The sequence below is a fragment of the Pseudomonas sp. Irchel s3f19 genome (genome assembly GCF_900187555.1).
Classification (GTDB): domain Bacteria; phylum Pseudomonadota; class Gammaproteobacteria; order Pseudomonadales; family Pseudomonadaceae; genus Aquipseudomonas; species Aquipseudomonas capeferrum.
The window spans coordinates 36,731-57,089 of record NZ_FYDW01000007.1 but is presented as its reverse complement, the minus strand read 5'-3'; the positions used below and the strand labels follow the sequence as shown (position 1 = coordinate 57,089).

The 20,359-nt window shown below is 64.3% G+C and carries 16 protein-coding genes; 13 read left to right on the top strand and 3 right to left on the bottom strand.

Going from position 1 to position 20,359, the window contains the following annotated elements; genetic code table 11:
• Positions 1 to 181 precede the first annotated feature (181 nt).
• Genes CKW22_RS17510 through bcsC form a run of 9 tightly spaced genes read left to right on the top strand, consistent with a single transcriptional unit; the run spans position 182 to position 13,891 of the window.
• The gene (locus CKW22_RS17510; RefSeq protein WP_047583148.1) at positions 182 to 1,672 is read left to right on the top strand and encodes a BcsE family c-di-GMP-binding protein; all 1,491 of its coding nucleotides are present in this window, start codon (positions 182 to 184) and stop codon (positions 1,670 to 1,672) included.
• Entirely contained in the window at positions 1,669 to 1,854 is a 186-nt protein-coding gene (gene bcsF / locus CKW22_RS17505; RefSeq protein ID WP_047583147.1) for a cellulose biosynthesis protein BcsF, read from the top strand. The genes CKW22_RS17510 and bcsF overlap by 4 nt, the downstream gene beginning before the upstream one ends.
• Positions 1,847 to 3,466 carry a cellulose biosynthesis protein BcsG gene (bcsG, locus tag CKW22_RS17500; protein ID WP_095064520.1) on the top strand — a complete coding sequence of 540 codons (1,620 nt, stop codon included), beginning with the start codon at positions 1,847 to 1,849 and terminating at the stop codon, positions 3,464 to 3,466. The genes bcsF and bcsG overlap by 8 nt, the downstream gene beginning before the upstream one ends.
• Positions 3,463 to 3,681, top strand: a complete 219-nt coding sequence (bcsR, locus tag CKW22_RS17495) for a cellulose biosynthesis protein BcsR (protein WP_052040664.1) — start codon at positions 3,463 to 3,465, stop codon at positions 3,679 to 3,681. The genes bcsG and bcsR overlap by 4 nt, the downstream gene beginning before the upstream one ends.
• Positions 3,678 to 4,385, top strand: a complete 708-nt coding sequence (bcsQ, locus tag CKW22_RS17490; protein WP_033698435.1) for a cellulose biosynthesis protein BcsQ — start codon at positions 3,678 to 3,680, stop codon at positions 4,383 to 4,385. Before bcsR ends, bcsQ begins: the two co-directional genes overlap by 4 nt.
• On the top strand, positions 4,382 to 6,991 hold the full coding sequence (bcsA, locus tag CKW22_RS17485) for a UDP-forming cellulose synthase catalytic subunit (RefSeq protein ID WP_095064519.1): 2,610 nt from the start codon (positions 4,382 to 4,384) through the stop codon (positions 6,989 to 6,991). Before bcsQ ends, bcsA begins: the two co-directional genes overlap by 4 nt.
• Positions 6,988 to 9,270 carry a cellulose biosynthesis cyclic di-GMP-binding regulatory protein BcsB gene (bcsB, locus tag CKW22_RS17480; protein WP_081874721.1) on the top strand — a complete coding sequence of 761 codons (2,283 nt, stop codon included), beginning with the start codon at positions 6,988 to 6,990 and terminating at the stop codon, positions 9,268 to 9,270. Before bcsA ends, bcsB begins: the two co-directional genes overlap by 4 nt.
• Positions 9,270 to 10,385 carry a cellulose synthase complex periplasmic endoglucanase BcsZ gene (gene bcsZ, locus CKW22_RS17475; protein ID WP_095064518.1) on the top strand — a complete coding sequence of 372 codons (1,116 nt, stop codon included), beginning with the start codon at positions 9,270 to 9,272 and terminating at the stop codon, positions 10,383 to 10,385. The genes bcsB and bcsZ overlap by 1 nt, the downstream gene beginning before the upstream one ends.
• Positions 10,373 to 13,891 (top strand): cellulose synthase complex outer membrane protein BcsC, encoded by a 3,519-nt coding sequence (gene bcsC / locus CKW22_RS17470; RefSeq protein ID WP_095064517.1) that lies wholly within the window; start codon positions 10,373 to 10,375, stop codon positions 13,889 to 13,891. Before bcsZ ends, bcsC begins: the two co-directional genes overlap by 13 nt.
• A 66-nt stretch (positions 13,892 to 13,957) precedes the next feature.
• Here bcsC and CKW22_RS17465 read toward each other — a convergent pair whose 3' ends face one another.
• Both CKW22_RS17465 and CKW22_RS27595 read right to left on the bottom strand, forming a co-directional pair.
• A complete protein-coding gene (locus CKW22_RS17465; protein ID WP_033698426.1) occupies positions 13,958 to 14,848 on the bottom strand; it encodes a LysR family transcriptional regulator in 891 nt (296 codons plus the stop codon).
• On the bottom strand, positions 14,845 to 14,997 hold the full coding sequence (locus CKW22_RS27595) for a hypothetical protein (protein WP_177447952.1): 153 nt from the start codon (positions 14,995 to 14,997) through the stop codon (positions 14,845 to 14,847). Before CKW22_RS27595 ends, CKW22_RS17465 begins: the two co-directional genes overlap by 4 nt.
• On the opposite strand from CKW22_RS27595, the gene CKW22_RS17460 reads away from it, so the two are divergent.
• The 4 genes from CKW22_RS17460 to CKW22_RS17445 all read left to right on the top strand — a co-directional run bounded on the left by CKW22_RS17460 (position 14,996) and on the right by CKW22_RS17445 (position 19,708).
• A complete protein-coding gene (locus CKW22_RS17460; RefSeq protein ID WP_238338593.1) occupies positions 14,996 to 15,850 on the top strand; it encodes an NAD(P)-dependent oxidoreductase in 855 nt (284 codons plus the stop codon). The two genes, CKW22_RS27595 and CKW22_RS17460, sit on opposite strands and share 2 nt — an antisense overlap.
• 25 nt (positions 15,851 to 15,875) lie before the next feature.
• Positions 15,876 to 16,661: a 2-keto-4-pentenoate hydratase gene (locus tag CKW22_RS17455; RefSeq protein WP_047583142.1), complete on the top strand. Its 786-nt coding sequence runs from the start codon at positions 15,876 to 15,878 to the stop codon at positions 16,659 to 16,661.
• Between the two features lie 147 nt (positions 16,662 to 16,808).
• On the top strand, positions 16,809 to 17,933 hold the full coding sequence (locus CKW22_RS17450; protein WP_033698421.1) for a DUF4062 domain-containing protein: 1,125 nt from the start codon (positions 16,809 to 16,811) through the stop codon (positions 17,931 to 17,933).
• A gap of 5 nt (positions 17,934 to 17,938) precedes the next feature.
• Complete coding sequence (locus tag CKW22_RS17445) at positions 17,939 to 19,708, top strand: alkaline phosphatase family protein (protein WP_095064516.1); 1,770 nt, start codon at positions 17,939 to 17,941, stop codon at positions 19,706 to 19,708.
• A 138-nt stretch (positions 19,709 to 19,846) separates the two neighbouring features.
• Here CKW22_RS17445 and CKW22_RS17440 read toward each other — a convergent pair whose 3' ends face one another.
• A complete protein-coding gene (locus CKW22_RS17440) occupies positions 19,847 to 20,176 on the bottom strand; it encodes a hypothetical protein (RefSeq protein WP_033698419.1) in 330 nt (109 codons plus the stop codon).
• Positions 20,177 to 20,359: the final 183 nt, after the last annotated feature.

Genomic DNA, 20,359 nt, shown 5'->3' with positions numbered 1-20,359 from the left:
TAATTACATTTGAGTGCGCCAGCATTTTGCCTCCGTGCTGTAAGATTGACGGTTAAGCTAAATCGCATGCTAATTTGCTATTTTTTTGACGAAGATCAAAATGCCACCCTAGCGCGCATGCGATATTCCTCCCGAAATCCGTTTCAATTCTTAATTCAGAGCCAGTGTTTTGACGAATGGAATGCCGTTGTTGGCAATCTCCGGCTTAGGCGCCGAAAGCAGCCAGCTTCATCTACAAGGACTGTATTGGTTGGCCTGTGACACCGCAGAAGACGCCACCTTGCTCTGCCGCCAGGTGGTGGAGGGGTTGCCCGAACCAACGCGGGCAGCCCTGATCGCCGATGCGCAAGGCATGGGTGATGTGCTGAGTGCACTGGATGCCGCAAAGGGCCCGGGCGAGCTGGCGCTGTATGAAGCCAACCCTCACGCCACCCTGCACCTGGTCGATGATCTGCCCCGTCTCGATGTTCCTGGCCGTGTGCTTGTCGTGCTGGCGCCTGCCGGTGCCTGGGCAGACGGCAAGGTCGAGCGCTGGTGCGAGGCGCTGCGCCCGCTGTTGTTGGCCGAGGCGGCGCTGCTGCTGGTCATCAGCGGTGGCCAGAGTGCCGGCTTGGTGGAGCGCCTGCGCGTGTTCAACCAGGGCGTCGACGGCCTGGCCCAGGTGTATCGCGGCAAAGGCGGGGTCCGTTACCTGCAGCACTTCTGGAGCAACCCGCTTGGCAAGGCGGGCACCCGGGACATGGAGCTGGTGCGCCTTGACGCGGGGTTTGCCGTTGCCGGTACGCCGCAGGCGCCCACCGATACCGGTGGCGATGAGCTGTTGTGCCTGGCCCAGCGGCCGGTCCTTGAAGGGGCGCCTGCTTTCTCCGAGCACTGGCAGGTCTGCGAAAGCCTCGACGAACTGGCTGACCGCGCCAGCCGAGCGGTGTCCGCCACGGTCATTTTCGCCATGGATGGCGGGCAGCGCCTGGACAGCCTGGCGCGCCAGCTGCACCGCTTGCGCCAGTTGCGTGGCAATGCCTTGAAGCTGGTAGTGCGCGAAATGGCGCCCACCTTGCGCTACCAGGATGAACAACTGCTGCTGGCCTGCGGCGCCACCCAGATCGTGCCGTTTGGCGCCAGCCTGTCACGCTTCCTGACCATGGTGGAAAGCATCCAGGGTTATGTCTGGCGCCGACACCTGCCAACCGACTTCGATGCCTTGCTCACGCGTTTGCGGCCACTCGCGATCTGCGGCTTGGTAGCGCCTGATGCGTTCGCCGAAGCAGTGCAGAACATGTGGCACGGTGTGCGTAACGGCGAAATCGTCCACCAGTTGTTGGTGCTGCGCCCGGCCCCAGGCCTGACTCCCCTGCAGGCATGCTCGCGTACGGTGTTCCGCCGCGACGGCGACATCGCTTGTGTGGTCGGGGAGGTGTTGTTTCTGTTCCTGTTTGCCTGCCGTTCCGAAGGCGTCGAACAGGCACTTGATCACATCTTCCAGTTGTCATGGAAAGAGCTGTTCATCAGCCAGGAAGTGCTTGCCGGCGTCGACAGCCTGGCCGCCCCGGCCTTCCTCGATAACCGCTCGCCGCAGCCGCCGCGGGTCGATGCAGCGGCGCAGTTACCCACGCAAGCGCGGCCGGCACTGGCGCCGCGCCGGGTCGCCTTGGGCAAGCGGGGCGCAGTATGAACTTCACGCAATTGCTGCAAGTGATCGCCCTCACTGCGTTGGTCACCTTGGGCCTGGCCTTGCTGGTGGTGCGCCTGCGCGCAGTGTTGCGCGGCTGGTTGCACCGCCGCCTTTCCCCCCGTTACCTGAAACCGCTGGGCGTACGCCACCGCGCTGCACGCCAGGAACCCCGTAATGACTAATACCACCGTCACGCTCCCGGTTCTGGCCCGATGGCCTGGTCTGGGAGCGTGGAACCTCTATTTTCTGGCCAAGTTCCTGCTGGTCGCTCTGGGCATGCTCGACTTCCAGGCGCTGCCGAACCTCTTGTTCGCAGCGTTTCTGCTGATCCCGTTGCCGGGCAAGTGGTTGCGCATTGCGCGCCAGCTAGCGGCGCTGCCGATTGGCATCGCGTTGTTCTACCAGGACACCTGGTTGCCGCCGTTCAGTCGCCTGCTGGCGCAGCCGGGGGTACTCGATTTTTCGTGGAACTACCTGCTCGAACTGCTGGGCCGTTTCATCAACTGGAACCTGATGGGCGCGCTGGCACTGCTGTTGGTGGGGTATCTGTACCTGCGCCATTGGCTGCGCCTGAGTACCCTGAGCCTGTTAGGGCTGGGCTGGCTGGCCGTCGGCGGGCTGCCGTCACTGGGGTTCACTGCGGGCCAGGCGCCCGGCACGGTGACTACCAGCCCCGCTGCGCAGGCGCAGGCCACGGCGGTGGCCGACAACGCCACGCTCGACGGCTGGCTTGAGCAGTTCTTCGCCAGTGAGCGTGAACGAGTAACGGCGTTCCCTGCCATGAATGCCGAGGAGCAGCCGTTCGACCTGCTGGTGATCAACATCTGCTCGCTGGCCTGGGATGACCTGTCGGCCGTGGGGCTGCGTGACAACCCGCTGCTCTCGCGCCTGGACGTGGTCTTCGATCAGTTCAACTCGGCCACGTCCTACAGCGGGCCGGCCGCCATCCGCGTACTGCGTGCCAGCTGTGGGCAGTCGTCCCACGCGGGCCTGTACCAGAGCGCCCCGGAGCAGTGCCTGTTGTTCCAGAACCTGGCCAGGCTTGGCTTCCAGAGCAATACCTTGCTCAACCACAGCGGGCGCTTCGACAACTTCATCGGCGATATCACCCAGCAGCACATGCCGCAACCTGGCCTGCGCAACACCGATTTCCCGCGGGCACTGGTCGGCTTCGACGGCTCGCCGATTGCCAGCGACCTGGACGTGTTACGGCGCTGGTGGGGCCAGCGTAAAGGCACGCCGGCCGAGCATGTGTCGCTGTTCTACAACAGCATCAGCCTGCATGACGGCAACCGCATCGTCACCGCCGACGGCGGCACCCGTGTGGCCGACTACGCCACTCGCGCCAACCGCCTGTTCGGCGAGCTGGGCACCTTCCTCGACGAACTGGAGCGCAGTGGCCGCCGCGTGGTCGTGGCCATCGTCCCAGAACATGGCGCCGCGCTGCATGGCGACCGCATGCAGCTGTCGGGCATGCGCGAAATCCCCACGCCGTCGATTACCCATGTGCCGGTTGGCCTCAAGTTCATCGGCATGGGGCAGCCTGCGCGCAGCGAGCCGCTGCGGGTCTCGGCGCCCACCAGTTACCTGGCGTTGTCCGAGCTGATATCGCCGGTGTACGCCGGCCTTGGCCAGCAGCAGGCATTGGACGTGCCCAGCCTGCTGAACGACCTGCCGACCACCGAACAGGTCGCGGAAACCTCCGGTGCGCAGGTCTTGAACTACCAGGGGCGCGCCTACATGCGCCTGCAAGGCCAGCCTGACTGGCAGCCTATCCCCGAGGAGAGCCGATGAAGCCTGGCAACGCTGACCCTGCCGACCGTAGTGACGACATTGCCCAACTGCGCCAGCACCTGGATATGCCGGACCTGAACTATCAGGATATTTCCATGCTGGTGGGGGTTCAGCAGGCCTTGCAGCGCTGGCCGTTGCTGGGTGAAAGCTGCCGGTCCAGTGCCCAGGATGGGCTGCTCATGCCTGCACCGAAGGGCGAGGCGGTGTTGCCATGACCAGCCTGGCGTTGCACGGCGTGCGCGGTGGCCTGGGGCGCAGTGCCTTGCTGGCCGCGCTGGGCTATGCGCTGCAGGGCGTGGGTGAGCGGGTGCTGTTGATCGACCTGTGCCCGGACAACCTGCTGGGGCTGCATTTCAACCTGCCGCTGGAGGCGCGCGAGGGCTGGGCGCTTGCCGAGCGGGAAGGGCGGCCGTACACCGACGCTGTATACGAGGTGCTCGATGGGCTGTGCCTGATGCCGTTCGGCAATGCACCTGGCGATGCGCTGCACCCGGCGGCCGACGCTGCAACCTGGGCCGCTCGCCAGGTTGAACTGGCCGAACACTTCGACTGGTTGCTGTTCGACGTGCCGCAGTTACCGGCCGCGACTGCGGGCCACTGCGTCGAGACCGATGTGCAGGTGCTGGTGGCCGAGGCCGAAATGGCCAGCCATCTGCTGCTCGGGCGCCGCCCCATCGAGCGCTACGACCTGCTGCTGATCAACCGTTACGACCCGGCCAGCCGCTTGCAGAGCGACCTTCTGATGGTGTGGCGCGACCTGTTCCGTGATCGCTTGCCCCTGCAGGTGGTGCACCGCGACGAGGCCTTTCTCGAGGCCTTGGCGTGCAAGGCCCCGCTGGGCCATTACGCGCCGCAGAGCCTGGCCTGTCGGGATGTGCAGAGCCTGGCAGTGCGCTGCCTGACGAGGCGGCAGTCGTGACCCTGAACCCTCTGTCGGCTTACGCCTGGTTCACCACACGCGGCGCGCAGCGGCCGGTCGCCTGGCTGTTTACCTTGGGTGTGGCGCTGGCTGTGCTGTTCTTGCGCCTGGAGTCGCCCGCCTGGCAGGCCCTGTTGGCCGAGCGTCAGCGCCTGTACCCGCAGTTGGCGGGCAAGCGCCCGAGCCTGGGCGACCCCGTGCGGGTGTTGATCCAGAGCCTGTGGCTGCTGCTACGGCGCCAACCGCTGCCACGCCAACCAAGGCCGGCCAGCAAGGCCTGGCGTGCCGTGCGCGGCCACTGGCACACCACGCGTCAGAGGGTGCAGCACTACCGTGGCCGGTTGATCGACCGGCTGCAACAGTTGCCCGCGCGCTATCGGGCCAGTGCCTTCAAGCAGGCAGCTTCGGCACGCCTGCGTGGCTTGAGCGTATTCGCCCGCTGGGCCTTCTATGGTGTGCTGACGCTCTGCGCCTTTGGCCTGGCCTTGCTGTGCGTGACCGAGCCGTTCGGCTACCTGGCACAGTTGATGTTCATCTGCCTGCTTCTGGGTATCGCCATGCTGGTGCGGCACATGCCGGGCCGCTTTCCGACCCTGATGTTGATCGTGCTGTCGACCATCATCTCTTGCCGCTACCTGTGGTGGCGTTATACCTCGACACTGAACTGGAACGACACCACGGACCTGGTGTGCGGGGTGATCCTGCTGGCTGCCGAGACCTACTCGTGGTGCGTACTGATTCTTGGCTACATCCAGACCTGCTGGCCGCTGCAGCGCAAGCCAGCGAACCTGCCGGCCAACCCCGGGCACTGGCCGACGGTCGACCTGATGATCCCCACCTACAACGAAGACTTGGCGGTGGTGCGCACCACAGTGCTGGCCGCCCTGGGCCTTGACTGGCCACGCGAGTGCTTGCGCATCTACATTCTCGACGATGGCCGACGCGATGCGTTCCGCGCCTTCGCCGACGAGGTCGGCGTGGGCTACATCGTGCGCCCGGACAACAAGCACGCCAAGGCCGGCAACCTCAACCACGCGCTGGGTGTGACCGACAGCGAGCTGATCGCCATCTTCGACTGCGACCACGTGCCGGTGCGCTCATTCCTGCAGATGACGGTGGGCTGGTTCCTCAAGGACCCGAAGCTTGCGCTGGTGCAGACGCCGCACCACTTCTTCTCGCCAGACCCGTTCGAACGCAACCTGGGCTCGTTCCGCCGCCGGCCCAATGAAGGAGAGCTGTTCTACGGCCTGATCCAGGACGGTAACGACATGTGGAATGCGGCATTCTTCTGCGGTTCATGCGCGGTACTGCGGCGTACGGCGCTGCAAAGCATTGGCGGCTTTGCCGTGGAGACCGTGACCGAAGATGCCCACACCGCCTTGCGCATGCACCGCCAGGGCTGGTCTTCGGCCTACCTGAGCATCCCCCAGGCGGCAGGCCTGGCCACCGAGAGCCTGTCGGCGCACATCGGCCAGCGTATTCGCTGGGCGCGTGGCATGGTGCAAATCTTTCGTACCGACAACCCGATTTTCGGCCGCGGGCTGAGCCTGTTCCAGCGGGTGTGTTACGCCAACGCCATGCTGCACTTCTTGGCCGGCCTGCCGCGGCTGGTGTTTCTGACTGCGCCGCTGGCGTTCCTGTTGCTGCATGCCTACATCATCTATGCCCCTGCCTTGATGATCCTGCTGTACGTGTTGCCGCACATGATCCACGCCAGCCTGACCAACTCGCGCATGCAGGGCAAGTACCGGCAAACGTTCTGGGGCGAGGTCTACGAGACCGTGCTCGCCTGGTACATCGCCCGCCCCACCACGGTCGCGCTGTTCGCGCCGAAGAAGGGCACCTTCAACGTCACCGCCAAGGGCGGCTTGATGGAGCAGGGGCAGTTCGACTGGCGCATCGCCCAGCCTTACCTGTGGCTTGCGGCACTCAACGTGGCCGGCCTGGGCTTTGCCGTGTGGCGGCTGTTCACCGGCCCCACGGCGGAAGTCGGCACGGTGATCGTCAGCTCGCTGTGGGTGGTCTACAACCTGCTGATCATCGGCGCCGCCGTTGCCGTGGCCGCCGAGGTGCGCCAGGTACGCCGCGCCCACCGGGTGCAGATGCACTTGCCGGCGGGGCTGGTGCTGGCCAGCGGTCACGCCTACCCCTGCACCCTGGTCGATTACTCCGATGGCGGCGTCGGCCTGCAGTTGCACCAAGGCCTTGCGCTCAAACCCGGGGCGCAGGTACGCCTGCTGCTCAACCGTGGCCAGCGCGAGTTTGCCTTCCAGGCCAGCGTCACCCGTACCGTCGGGCAACACGTGGGTCTGGTGTTCCACGACCTGAGCCAGCAACAGCGCATCGACCTGGTTCACTGCACCTTTGCCCGTGCCGATGCCTGGCTTGGCTGGCACCAGCAACACGAGGCCGATCGCCCGCTGCGCAGCCTGGTCGAGGTGCTGAAGCTGGGCGCTGTCGGTTACCTGCGCCTGGTCGAGCACATGCCGCCGTGGCTGCGGACATGGTTGCGCCCGCTGCGCGCGCTGGTGCATTGGCTGGCCAGCTACAGGCCCCGCACGCCGCGGCCTATCCCTTTCATGAACCCTGTTGATCGAGACGCATGATGACTGGTTATCCCGCGCGTACCTGGGGCCTGGCGATGGCGCTGTTTGCCGCCTTGTCGCAGAGCGCCGCTGCCGCCTCCGAAGCCCCGCTTGCCGAGCCCGTCGTACCCAAGGTGCCGAGCTGGCCGGTTACGAAAACCTTCGAGCAGCTCGGGCATGCGTCCGACAGCCTGCTGCTGGGGGTGCGCAATAGCGAACACATCGAGTTCGGCCTGCGTCGCGACCGCCTCGCCACCGACGCCACCTTGCAGCTGGACTACACGCCTTCGCCCGCGCTGTTGCCGAACCTGTCACACCTGCGCGTCTACCTCAATGACGAGTTGATGGGGGTAGTGCCGGTTGAGAAGGAGCAACTTGGCCAGCGCGTGCGCCGCCAACTGCCCCTGGACCCGAAGCTGCTCAGCGACTTCAACCGGGTCCGCCTGGAGTTTGTCGGGCATTACACCGACATCTGCGAAGACCCGGCGCACAGCGGCCTGTGGCTGAACCTGAACCGCAAGAGCCAGGTGCAGTTGCACGAGCAGGCACTGGCGCTGGACAACGACCTGGCGTACTTCCCGCTGCCGTTCTTTGACGCGCGCGACACCGGCAAGGTCGAGCTGCCGGTGGTGTTCAGTGGCGTGCCGAGCTTGGGTGAGCAGCGTGCGGCCGCTATCCTGGCGTCTTACTTCGGCAGCCAGGCCGGCTGGCGCAAGGCAACCTTCCCGGTGCTGTACAACCGCCTGCCGGCCAGTGCCGACACCCCCAAGCCGAGCATCGTGTTTGCCAGCAATGAACGCCGCCCGGCATTTCTCGCCGACCTGCAGCAGTTTCCGCTGGTCGACGGCCCGGTGTTGCAGATGATCGACCATCCGCACGACCGCTTCAGCAAGGTGCTGTTGGTATTGGGGCGCAACGATGACGACCTGATCAAGGCAGCTTCGGCGCTGGCGGTTGGCAACAACCTGTTCCGTGGTGCCCGAGTGCAGGTCGAGCAGATGACCGCGCTGCAGCCGCGCAAGCCCTACGACGCGCCAAACTGGACGCGCACCGATCGGCCGGTGCGCTTCGCCGAACTGCTCGACTACCCCGAGCAACTGCAAGTCAGTGGCCTGCAACCGCGGCCGGTGACGCTGTCACTGAATTTGCCGCCAGACTTGTTCGTCTGGCGCAACCAGGGCATCCCGTTGCGCACGCTGTACCGTTATACGGCACCGGCAGTGAGTGACGAATCGCGCCTGAGCATCAGTGTCAATGACCAGTACATCACCAGCATGCCGCTGGTGGGCAACGACCGGCGCGGCGGCACGCTCGAGCAGGTGCGCCTGGCGGTGTTGTCCGGTGACAGCAGCGCACTGACCGAAAACTCGCTGGTGCCGGCCTTGAAGATCGGCGACCGCAACCGCCTACGTTTCGATTTCAGCTTTGCCAGCACCCTGGGCAGCGCCCAGCGCGATCATTGCCAGACGTCGCTGCCGGTGGATGTGCGCGCGGCGATCGACGAAAACTCGACCATCGACTTGTCCGGCTACCACCATTACATCGCCATGCCCGACCTGCGCGCCTTCGCCCGCAGCGGCTTCCCGTTCAGCCGCATGGCCGACCTTTCCGAAACCCTGGTCATCATGCCGGCAAAGCCCACGGCGATGCAGGTTGGCACCTTGCTCGATGCGGTTGGTGGGCTGGCCGGGCAAATCGGTTACCCCGCGCTTGGCCTGAAGCTGGTCGATGACTGGAAGCAGGCAACGGCCGCCGATGCCGACTTGTTGCTGATTGGCAGCTTGCCCGAGGCCTTGAGCGATGCGCCTAACCTCGGCCTGCTGCTCAGCGCCCAGCGTGACTGGCTGCTGCAAGGCCGTAGCGCAGGGTTGCCAGGCAGCCAGCGCTTCGACACCGCGCCGGTGGCCGCGAGCAGCCGTGTGGCGGTCAGCGCGCAGGCGCCGATCGCGGCCATCACCGGGTTGAAATCGCCGTTCCACGAGCAGCGCAGCGTCGTCGCCCTGCTGGCCAACAGCGACAGCGATTACAGGTTGCTGCGCGACGTGCTGGGTGATGTGGGCAAACTCGATGCCGTGGCCGGTTCGGTGACGCTGGTGCGCAGCAGTGGCGTCACCAGCCAGTTCGTCGGCGAGCACTACTTTGTCGGTGCGCTGCCCTGGTGGATGTTGCTGTGGTTCCACTTGTCCGAGCACCCGGTGTTGCTGGCGGCGATCGCGGCCCTTTGCGTGGTGCTGTTTGCCTTCTTGCTGTGGCGGGCATTGCGCTGGGCTGGCCGTCGTCGCCTGGGCGAGCGCGGGTGATGGTGCGTCCGTTGCTGGTAGGGCTGGTCGCCTTGGGCTTGCCCGTTTTCGCCAATGCCGCACCCGCCTGCCCGTGGCCGGCCTGGGAGCGCTTCAAGGCCGAGCTGGTGAGCGTGGACGGGCGGGTCATCGACCCGAGCGATGAGCGCCTGATCACCACCTCGGAAGGGCAGAGCTATGCGCTGTTCTTCGCTCTGGTGGGCAATGACCGGAAGGCGTTCGCGCAGGTGCTGGGCTGGACCGGCAATAACCTCGCCGAGGGCGACCTGGCGCGGCACCTGCCAGCCTGGTTGTGGGGCCGCAAGGGCCAGAACCAGTGGCAGGTGCTGGACGCCAACAACGCCAGCGACGCCGACCTGTGGATTGCCTACAGCCTGCTGGAGGCGGGGCGGCTTTGGGAGATGCCTGCCTATACGCAACTGGGGCAGCACATGCTATGGCGCATCGCCGCCCAGACCGTGCGCAAGCTGCCGGGCCTGGGGGTGATGCTGCTGCCTGGTGACTACGGCTTCGAGGATGCCAACGGCACCCGCTTGAACCCAAGCTACCTGCCGCTGCAGGTGTTGGACCGCTTCAGCCTGGTGGACCCGCTGTGGGGCGAACTGGCCGCCAATACGCGGCGTCTGTGGCTGGCTTCGTCGCCAAAGGGCTTCGCCCCGGACTGGCTGCTGTGGACGCCGGCCGGTGAGCTGGCTGCGGACCCGCAGCATGGCAACGCCGGCGACTACGACGCCATTCGCGTGTACCTGTGGGTCGGCATGCTGGCCGAGGGCGCGGCGCAACGTGCCGAACTGCTGGCTCATTATGCCCCGATGGCGGCAGTGACCGCACACCAAGGGCTACCGCCAGAACGCGCGGATGCGCACAGCGGTAACACCAGCGGCCATGGCCCGGCGGGGTTCTCTGCAGCATTGCTGCCCTTGCTGGCCGCGTCGCCAGCGCACGTTGCCAGCCTTGCCGCCCAGCGTCAGCGCCTGCACGAGCAGCCAGTCGAGGTCAAGGCCTATTACGGCCAGGTGCTGGCGCTGTTCGGCCAGGGCTGGGATGAAGCCCGTTACCGTTTTGACCCGCACGGCCGCTTGTTGCCGGCCTGGAGCGCGCCATGCAGCAAATGATTGGTGTGGTGATGCTGGCGACGCTGGCGTGCCAGGCCGTAGCGCAACCCAAGGATGCCGCTGAACAGCGCCAATGGCTGCTGGACCAGGTGCGTCGGGGCGAGGCATTGCACCGTGACGATCTGGTGCGCGATGCACTGGGCCGCCTGCAATTGCTGGAGCCGCGCAACCCGGACGTGCTGCTGGCAGCCCTGAGCCTGGCGTTGCGTGACAAGAACACCACCGAGGCCCAGCAGTTGCAGGCCCGGATCACTGCCCTGGCGCCTGGCAGCCTGCAGGCACGCCAGGCCACGCGCCTGCTTGCGCTGCAGCAGCCAGAGGCCGTGCGGCGCTTGCAGCAGGCACGCCTGTTGGCCGTCACCGGGCGCAATGAAGAAGCGCTGGCGGCGTATGAGCACTTGTTTGCGGGTGAACCGCCCAGCCTTGAGCTGGCCCTTGACTACTGGCGCGTGCGCGGCAACCTGCCAGGCCAACGCCCTGAAGCCATCCGCCAGTTGCAGCAACTGGACCGGCAGTACCCCGGCAGCGCCGGGCTGCGCCAGACCCTGGCCGGTTGGCTGTTCGCTGAAAACCGCGACCGCGAAGCGCTGGCGCTGCTCGATCAACTGTCGCGAGACCCTGGCGCACGCGATGCCGCTGCCCAGCGCGAGTTCGACTACCTGTCCGGGCAGGCGGTGAGCACCGCCAGTGCGGCGGCCTGGCAAGCCTTCCTGCAACGCTACCCAGCCTCGCCGCTGCTGGCCCAGGCCAGCGATAACCTGCAACAGCAGCGCAAACTGCTGGCCGACCCATCCTGGCAGGCTGGCCAGCGGGGCAAGGCGTTGCTCGACAAGGGCCGTAACGCCGAAGCTGAAGCACAACTGCGCCGGGCGCTGCGCCAATATCCGGACGATGCCAGCCTGTACGGTGCCCTGGGTTATGCGCTGATGCGCCAGAGCCGCTACCAAGACGCCAACGCTGCGTTCCGGGCGGCCAGCGTCAAGGAGCAGGACACCTACTGGATCAGCCAATGGAAAGACCTGGAGTCGTCCAGCCAGTACTGGGCGCTGCTCAACAAAGCTGAGCGGGCATTGCAGGCAAACGACCTGCGAGGCGCGCGCGCCCTTTACCTGCAGGCACGCCAGCAGCGTCCCAAGGATGAATACGCCTTGCTGGGCCTGGCGGATGTCGCGCTGGCAGAGGGCGATGCGGCAGCTGCCGAGCGCCAATTCCTGCAGGTGCGGCGCATGGCGCCGGATAACGAAAGCGCTGTGCGTGGCCTGATGCGTGTGTACCAGGCGCAGTCGCCAGACAAGGCGCAGGCATACCTGGACAGCCTGCCGCCACGCCAGCAAGCGCAGTTCGCCAGCCTGCGCCGCAGCCTGGAACTGGCGCGCCTGCGCCAACAGGGTGATGAAGCCCTGCAGCGCGAAGACTGGCAGGCGGCCAGCCAGGCGCTGGGCCAGGCAACTGCCTTGGCCCCCGATGAGCCTTGGCTGGTCTATCATTTGGCCAACAGCTTGCGTCACCAGGGGCGCACCGCCGAGGCCGACGCAGCATTCGCCAGGCTGGTGCAGCACCAGCCACTCGACCCGGCAACCCGCTATGCCCACGGTCTGTTCCTGGAGTCCAGCGACCGTGATGCCTTGGCTCTGGACAGCCTGGGCGCAGTACCGCAGGCAACCTGGAACCCGGACATGCACGCGCTGCAGCAGCGTATTCAACGGCGCATGACCCTGGCCTCGGCGCAACAGCTGCAGGCACAAGGCCGTGGTGCCGAGGCAACAGCTTTGCTGGAAGCCAGTCTGGCGCGTGGTGAAGGTAGCCCGGATGACGTGATGCTGTTGGGCGACTGGGCAGCAGCGCGCGGTGAACCTGGCAAAGCGCGTGGCTATTACCAGCGTGTACTTGCCGTGCAGCCTGGGCGTGCTGATGCGCGGCTTGGGGTGATGGAAAGCGCCGTGGCCGAAGGCAACCTGGCGCAGGCCCGGCACATGCTGGGCGTGCAGGTGCCACAATTTGCCGCTGATGACAGCAACGCCCAACGGCGTTTGGCGGCGGTCTGGGTCGCCTTGGGCGAACACGAGCAAGCGGCCAGGCTGCTCGACCGGATTGCCGCGCAGCAGACGCGCCCCGATCCATTGCTGCGGCGCGACGCCGCCCGCTTGGTGGCGCAGGATGACCCGCAACGGGCGCTGGACCTCTATGCGGCGGCCATGGCCGATGCGCAGTTGCTCGACCGCGCCGCCGTGTCGCCACGCGACGACCGCGCGCTGACACTGGCCAGCCGCGAGCAGGGCGCCGATGACTGGCTGGCGCGCAGCTTGCGCAGCGACGTCGATGCCCTGTATCGCCAGCGCAATACCCACGTGACCCTGATGCATGACTACGGCTGGCGCGAGGATGACGGTACGCCGGGCACGTCCGAGCTGAGCACCCAGTCGACCTTGTTGCATGTCGATACCCCCTGGCAGGACGGCACCGCCTTTGCGCGGGTAGAACGTATCGGCATGGATGCGGGCTCGTTCGAGCAGAACGATCAGGGGCGTTACACCCCCGACTTCGGCAGCTGCCAGTTTGTTGGCCAGACGGCTGACGGAACATCGCTGCCCGCGTGTACGGGCGGCTCGCAGACAGCCAACGGCAGTGTGCTGGCGCTGGGTTGGCAGGGCAGCCGCTGGGCCTTCGACCTGGGCACCACCCAGGGCTACGCAGTCAACAACTGGCTGGGTGGGGCAACGGTCAACGGCGACCTGGGCCAGGTCGGCTGGTCACTGACCGCTTCGCGGCGGCCAATGAGCAACTCGCTGCTGTCGTTCGCCGGGGCACGTGACCCGGCAACCGGCGTGCGCTGGGGCGGGGTCACGGCCAATGGCGGCACGCTTGGCCTGAGCTGGGACCAAGGGGGCGATAACGGCGTCTGGGCCAGCCTGGGGCACCACTGGCTGTATGGCGAAAACGTCACCGACAACCAGCGCACCCGCGCCATGGCCGGCTACTACCACCGCCTGGTGGAGAAAGCCGACGAGCGCGTACGCGTTGGCCTGACGCTGATGCACTGGCGTCACGACAAGGACCTGGGTGGCTACAGCCTGGGGCAGGGCGGCTATTACAGCCCGCAACGCTACACGTCGGTGGGCGTGCCGGCCAGTTACGCCTGGCGCAACTACGACTGGTCGTTGCTGCTGGAAGGTTCGGTCGGTTGGTCCCAGGCCCACAGCGGCCGCAGCCGCCTGTACCCGGACGCGCACATTAACCACAAGGTACTGGCGCAGTATGACGTGCGCTCGAACATCGATGCCATGAACGACGCCAGCGACAGCAGCGGCCTGGGCTACCGCCTGCGCGGCCTGTTCGAGCGCCGCCTGAGCGACCACTGGGTGCTGGGGGGCGGGTTCGATTGGCAGCACAGCGATGACTATGCTCCGAGCCATGGCATGCTGTACCTGCGCTACCTGTTCGAGCCGTGGCGGGGCAACCTGGCGCTGCCGGTGGCGCCGCTTGAGCCGTACAGCGAGTGGCGTTGAGGCACGCTGCCCCTAGTGTGGTGTTTCGGAAACACCACACTAGGGCGACCGTACACCAGGGATGCGCTACTCAGCCGTGCGTTCCAGTGTGCGGTCTTCGCGGACGAATGCAATGAAGCGCTGGCTTGCCAGGGCCAAGTATTCACCGCGTCGCCAGCACAATCGAAAGTCCATGTGCTGCGCGGGTTCGAAGGGAATGCCGACTAGCCCTGGTGTGCATTGCTGCACCGAACGCAGCAGGGTGGCAATACCGACGTTGTCTTGTGCTGCCTGGATCACCAGCGAAACGAAGTTGCTCTGCAGTGCAGTCCGGTAGCGCACGCCCCGCGTGGCGACGAATGCGTCGAGCATGTGCCGTTGCAGGAATGTGCTGTCGAATACGGCCATTTCGACGTCCTGCAGGTCGCCAGGTTCAAGATGGGGCAGGGTGGCCAGGGGATGGTCCGCGTGCATGCACAGCACCATTTCATCCTTGCCCAGCAGCACTGACTCCCAGGACGGGATCACGCGCCGCGACTCGAGCAGCGCCACATCGATTTCACGCCGCTCCAGGCGCTGGCTGATGTCGTCGGCGCTGCCTTCCAGCACGGTCATGACAACGCCTGGGTAAGCCTTGCGAAAACTACTCAGCAGCCTAGGCAGATAATAGAGGCCGAACATCGGCGGGATACCCAGGCGCACCTCGCCGCTTTGCAGGTCCCCCATGTCGCGCAGTTCTTGGCGAGCCGTGTCCAGTTCTCGCAGCACCGAATCGATGCGGGCGAGGAAGCGTTCGCCTTCTGCGGTCGGCACTACACGGCGGCCGGCGCGGTTGAACAGCATCATGCCCAGTTCTTCCTCCAGGCGGGTAATCGCCATGCTCAATGCCGGTTGAGCGATGTGCAGGCTTTTCGCAGCCTTGGTAAAACTGCCCTGGCGATTGACCTCGACGCAGCAGCGTAGCGCTTTCAGGTTCATGCCACTGCTCCATAACAAAATGTGATCGAGAGTATCATAACAATATATTTTTCATTATGAACAAGCCTGTCTAGGATGTGCTGCTCAACCACCAGGGGCCGCATGATGACCATCGCTTTTATCGGTTTGGGAACAATGGGGCTGCCCATGGCAACCCACCTGCTCAGCGCCTACCCGGGCTTGTTGGTGAGTTCTGCCAGCGGTCAGGCGTATGCGGCGCTGGAGCGTCTGGGCGCGCAGCCGACCGATGAGCGTAAGGCCTTGGCCGCTTGCGACACGGTGTTTCTCTGTTTGCCCGATGACCAGGTTGTCGAGCAGGTGCTGTTTTCTGCCCAGGGCCTGGCGCAATGGATGCGCCCTGGCAGTACGGTGGTCGATACCAGTACCCTCGGGTATGCCCAGACCCTCGACATCGCGCGCCGCCTCGCCTCGCTGGGCGTGCGTTTCATGGACGCCCCTGTCTCGGGTATGGCCCAGCGCGCTGGCGACGGCACGCTTACCGCCATGTGTGGCGGCCAGGCCGAGGTCGTTGAACAGATGCGTCCTTACCTGCAGACCATGGCATCGACCATCCTTCATATGGGCCCGGTGGGCAGCGGCCAATTGGCCAAGCTGATCAACCAGTTGCTCTACAACATCAACATCGCAGCACTTGCCGAAATCCTGCCCATGGCCTGCAAGCTGGGCCTGGATGCCCAGCAGGTCAGCCGCGTGGTGAACACTGGAACCGGGCGCAGCCACGCTTCGGAATACTTTCTGCCGCATATTCTGGCCGGCAGCTTCACCAGCAGCTACCCGCTGCAGGATGCCTACAAGGACATGCGTCACGGAGCACAGCTGAGCGCCGAGATGGGCCTGCCACTACCGGTGTTGGCGGCTGCCACCGCGACCTACCAGACGGCACTGCTGCAAGGCCATGGCAGCCAGGACAAAGGCGCCATGATCAAAGTGTTCGAGGCGCTGCTCGATGTGCAATTCCGTACCCCACCTGCAACCCATTGACCCGCCCACTCAGCCAGAGGCCTTGATGACTCCTTCGACGTTCACGCCCCAGCCAACCGCCGATGCCCTGTTGCGCGCATGGCGCAGCGGCGACCTTCTGCAGTGTTTGCCCGCGCACCTGAAACCCGAGACCCTCGAGCAGGGGTACGACGCTCAGGATCGGCTGTTCAGTACGGTGGGTGGCCAACGTGTCGGTTGGAAACTTGGGGTAGGCAGCCCAGCGGCCATGCACGCCGGCAAGCTGACACGGCCGCTGGTTGGGCAACTCGATGCTGCGCGCTGCCACCCAAGCGGGGTCAGGGTACCGTTGCCGGCGCTGACGCCGGTCACTGTCGAATGTGAAGTCGCGTTCGTGCTTGACCGCGATGTACATCCTGAACCGGGGCGTGCACCGACAGCTGACGATATCCGTGCCACCTGCGTAACCTTCGAGGTCGTCCGCTCACGCTTTGTTGATCGCAAAAGTGTCGGCTGGCCGAGCTTTGTGGCCGACAACGTCGGTTTTGAAGCGCTGGTCATCGGCGAGCACATTTGCAGTGGCATCGACGATAGATTGCTGACTGAACTTGCCGCGACCGCGGTCGTGCATCTGGATGGCGTGCCACGGGCGCGTGGTTTGTTCGGCGATGCCGCGACAGACCCGATGCATTCGCTGGCAGCGTTGTATGCCCATGCGGCTGAGCGCGGGCAGGTTCTGCGTGCGGGCGATATCGTCTCGACAGGCGCCATGTGCGAACCGTTCGACCTGGTTGGCACTGGCCATCATGTCGCGGTGAAGTACTTTGACAAGGAACTGCTGTTCAGTGTTTAGCGGCCAAACTGCATGAGGCTTCACTGATTGCCGATAGGAATACCCTTCGATGCTTTTAGACACGGTCTTCGCCTGATCTATGCTTGGGGCGGAAACCTGTTATCGATCAAAGACTGTTGAGGCCTCGCACGTGGGGCAGGAGCAAGGATGGCCCAGTCAAAGAAAATCAGCGTCATGCTGTCCAGTCGCTGCAACGACCGTTTTCCCGCTGGCAGCGATCAAACCCTCAGCAGTATCCGCGCGCAGCTCAAGCGTGAGATAGAAGGCACGACGCTGTTCGGCAAGCAACTGTTCGAAGTCTGGATCAACGAAGATGCCCCCCCAGCCGATGGCATGCAGGACAGTTGGGACGCTTGTTTACAAGCCGTGCGCGATTGCGATGTGCTGTTGGTGCTGTCCAATGGCAATGCCGGCTGGGCCAGTGGTGACGGTGACATCGGCATCTGCCATGCGGAGTACATGGAAGGGCTTGCCACCACGCGCGGGAAGGTGCGCTTCATCGCCATGCCGAATATTCCGGTCGGTGATAGCCGGGAAGCTGAGGCAGCACGTAATCAGCGCTTCCAGGCGTTTATCGCGCAACAGACCCCGTTCAGGGGGGGAATGGTCTCTACCGTCGAGCAGTTGCGCGACCGCGTTCAGGAAGCGCTGCTCGACGCGGTGGTGGTTCTGACCCAGCGTGGGGTAACCGCTGCCGCTTCGAGCCGCTTCGACATGGGCCAGGCGCTCGATTGGACACGGATGGACTTTCGTCAGCGCAAACGCGCGATGGAAACGGTGTTGCTGCAGGCGCTTACGGGTGGCGAAGCCCCTGTGGGCGATGCGTATGCCATTGTTCCAATGGCCGACGTGAATATCGCTGTGTTTGTCCATGCAATCCCGGCTGCGTTCACCGTTGCCGCTGCGCGTGAGTTGGTGGGTAAACCCTTTCTACGTGACCATGAGCATGCTCATTTATTGCAAGGCGCGCATGGGCCGTTGCACCTGATTGCCTGCCATCGGGGGGCTACAGAGCATCAGGCCACGGCGTTGCTGGGCTTTGCTGATGCAACCGTGGTCAGCGGACCCTTCGGTGTGTTTGTCGCCGATGATGTACAGAAGGTACAGTTTGCCTTCCTGGCCAACTGCCGCGATGCGTCGCAAACGCGCCATGCGCTGCAGCGCTTCAGAGAATGGCTGGACCAGACCGGTGAAGCGCAGAGGCTGGCCAAGAGAGCCGTTTCGCGCGCCAGAATTGTCAGCGTTATTGCTGCCGAGCTTGAGGGGAGATAACAGGGATGTCCAAAGCACGCTTTACCGTAGGGCCGGTGTTGTCTTTTCGCGGCGTCAGTGAAACCGGGCAGTGGCAAGTGACTGCGTTGGTCGGGGTTGCACAGGGTTCTGCATTCCCCGCGCTGGTTATTGAAGGGCGGGCATGCGCTGCGCCGAAGGTGTTGCTGGAGCATGGCAAGGAAACCATCCTTCGCTATGACCTGAGTTGCGAGCAACAGGCCCAGGAGCGAACGGTGCGATTTGGTGCAGCGCAGGGCGGGCCGCAATGGGAGTTCTCCGTGCCCGGCCGAGACTATGCGCCGAGAATGGCCTACGTCTCTTGCAATGGCTTCTCCGACCCAAGTGGCATGCGCAAGTTGGTGCGCCCTGAAAACGCCGTCTGGGCTGACCTGATCAGTAACCATGACAGTACGCTGCGCGATGCAGGTTACGTGCTGGACAAGGAGCAGCTTTGGCACGAAGCCCGTATCCATGACAAGGGCTTGAAGCGCTTTCAATTGCTGTTGATGGGGGGCGATCAGATTTACTTCGATTCGATCTGGGAAGATATAACAGCGCTCAAGAAATGGGTCGGGCTGTCGCGCAAGGAGCAGTTGGCATTCAAGGTAGGTGTGACGCTGGAGAGGGAGATCGAATCTTACTATTTCGGGCTCTATGCCAAGCGTTGGCTGCCGGATACTCGGCGTGACTGGGGCCAGGCCAAGCCGAACCTGGATGCCGCTGATGCGATGGCGAGAATCCCCACGGTGATGATGTGGGACGACCACGACATCTTCGACGGCTGGGGGTCTTACAGCCCCGCCATGCAACACTGTGAGTTGTTCCAGGTGATGATGCGCCACGCGCGCAAGGCGTTCTGGGTGTTTCAGTTGCAGCATGCCCTGGATGACTTGCCGCCGCTGCAAGGGCTGAAGCGTGCAAATGTTTCCCAGCAGGACCCTCAGTACGAGCCGATAGCATGGGGCACATGGCTGAAAGGGGACCGTTTGGCCTTGCCACTTCTGGATGGCCAACCGGGCTTCAGTTTCGGCTTTCACATAGGGCCGGTATCACTGTTCGTGGCTGATTTGCGCACCGAGCGTTCACGCACCCAGGTGATGGGGGCCGCGACGTGGGCTGCCATGCAGGCTTGGCTCGGCACACTGCGTGACGGTGAGCCTGCCCATCCGGGGAGCAAATGCCAGCACCTGATGTTCATGTCCTCGGTGCCAGTCGCGCACCCCAAACTGTCCCTGGCTGAAGGGTTACTCGATACCTTCGGCCAGGACCATGTGCTCGACAGCAATGCTGACGACCTCAAGGACCATTGGTCGCACGGCGATCACGAGGGCGAGCGCAAGCGCCTGCTGGAATCGCTGACCCGGATTGCCGAGCAGAGGCTGCTGCGGGTATCCATCGCTTCTGGGGACGTGCACGTCGCGGCGTGGGGCAGCTGTTATCGCCGAGACATCCCGCCGACCTCGAACTGGGCGCAGATTCAGCAATTCACCTCGTCGGGTGTGGTGCATCCTTCGTTGATCGGCGTGGCCGAACGGCTGTTTCTGCAGTTGCTGAACCATACCGCGAGCAAGGTCCAGTCCATCGATGTGCAGCACTGTGTCGAGATGATGCTGTTCCCGGGGTTCAATCGCTATGTGATGCCATCCCGGAACTGGTTGGCGTTCGAGTTGGACATGGGCGGTGAGGCCGGTAGCAAGCTGTGGGCGACCTGGCGCTGTGAAACGGAGGCAGGGTTTTCCAACCACCTGCAGGCGGTGCATCCGGCTCAGAAGTAGAGCGTGCCAACAAATCCTGGCCTCAGTGCAGCCGATAGGCATCCTGCGCCATTGCGAGCATCAGATTGGCTCACTCGGCTTTACCCTGATCAGACCAAGGTCGGTGTTTGGGGGCAGGCGAACGCCCGCCCCGCCAGATCAATCTACCCGCACGAACACGTTCTTGGCCATGTCACTGCCACCAACGGCTTCCAGGCGCTTGCCGCCATCCAGTACGCGAACGTTGATCAGGGCTACCCCGTCCTTGTTGCGAGCAGTGACCACATCATCTTTGCGCTCCCACTCGTCAACCTTGACCTTGTTGCCGTTGGCGATGATGTAGTCGCTCGAGAACTCTACCGTCTGCTTGGGACCCTGGAAGCCCATCACGGTGGTGGTTTGTTCGTAAGTGCCTTCCAGCGCGTCGCCGCCGCAGCCGGCCAGTACGCAGAACGGCAACGCCATGAGCACGAATTTGAGTTTACGCATGAGATTTCCTTATCGGTTGGTGGTGATGTCGGCGGGTCAACCCATGGCGGCCGTTGATTCAATCAAGACCCGCCATGCGCTGCCTTACAGGGGGCAGAGCTTACCTGAGTGACGCCGAGGTATCACGAAATGTCATCAACGCCTCTCACTAACGCGCACGTGGCCCAGCTTGGCCAAGTAGAG

Excerpts from the sequence above, each read along its gene's own strand:
- CKW22_RS17465 (WP_033698426.1), bottom strand. The coding sequence starts at position 14,848 with ATGAACCTGAAAGCGCTACGCTGCTGCGTCGAGGTCAATCGCCAGGGC.
- CKW22_RS17445 (WP_095064516.1), top strand. The coding sequence starts at position 17,939 with ATGTCCAAAGCACGCTTTACCGTAGGGCCGGTGTTGTCTTTTCGCGGC.
- bcsB (WP_081874721.1), top strand. The coding sequence starts at position 6,988 with ATGATGACTGGTTATCCCGCGCGTACCTGGGGCCTGGCGATGGCGCTG.
- CKW22_RS27595 (WP_177447952.1), bottom strand. The coding sequence starts at position 14,997 with ATGGGCAGCCCCATTGTTCCCAAACCGATAAAAGCGATGGTCATCATG.
- bcsR (WP_052040664.1), top strand. The coding sequence starts at position 3,463 with ATGAAGCCTGGCAACGCTGACCCTGCCGACCGTAGTGACGACATTGCC.
- CKW22_RS17440 (WP_033698419.1), bottom strand. The coding sequence starts at position 20,176 with ATGCGTAAACTCAAATTCGTGCTCATGGCGTTGCCGTTCTGCGTACTG.
- CKW22_RS17455 (WP_047583142.1), top strand. The coding sequence starts at position 15,876 with ATGACTCCTTCGACGTTCACGCCCCAGCCAACCGCCGATGCCCTGTTG.
- bcsF (WP_047583147.1), top strand. The coding sequence starts at position 1,669 with ATGAACTTCACGCAATTGCTGCAAGTGATCGCCCTCACTGCGTTGGTC.
- CKW22_RS17510 (WP_047583148.1), top strand. The coding sequence starts at position 182 with ATGCCGTTGTTGGCAATCTCCGGCTTAGGCGCCGAAAGCAGCCAGCTT.
- CKW22_RS17460 (WP_238338593.1), top strand. The coding sequence starts at position 14,996 with ATGGCAACCCACCTGCTCAGCGCCTACCCGGGCTTGTTGGTGAGTTCT.
- bcsZ (WP_095064518.1), top strand. The coding sequence starts at position 9,270 with ATGGTGCGTCCGTTGCTGGTAGGGCTGGTCGCCTTGGGCTTGCCCGTT.
- CKW22_RS17450 (WP_033698421.1), top strand. The coding sequence starts at position 16,809 with ATGGCCCAGTCAAAGAAAATCAGCGTCATGCTGTCCAGTCGCTGCAAC.
- bcsC (WP_095064517.1), top strand. The coding sequence starts at position 10,373 with ATGCAGCAAATGATTGGTGTGGTGATGCTGGCGACGCTGGCGTGCCAG.
- bcsG (WP_095064520.1), top strand. The coding sequence starts at position 1,847 with ATGACTAATACCACCGTCACGCTCCCGGTTCTGGCCCGATGGCCTGGT.
- bcsQ (WP_033698435.1), top strand. The coding sequence starts at position 3,678 with ATGACCAGCCTGGCGTTGCACGGCGTGCGCGGTGGCCTGGGGCGCAGT.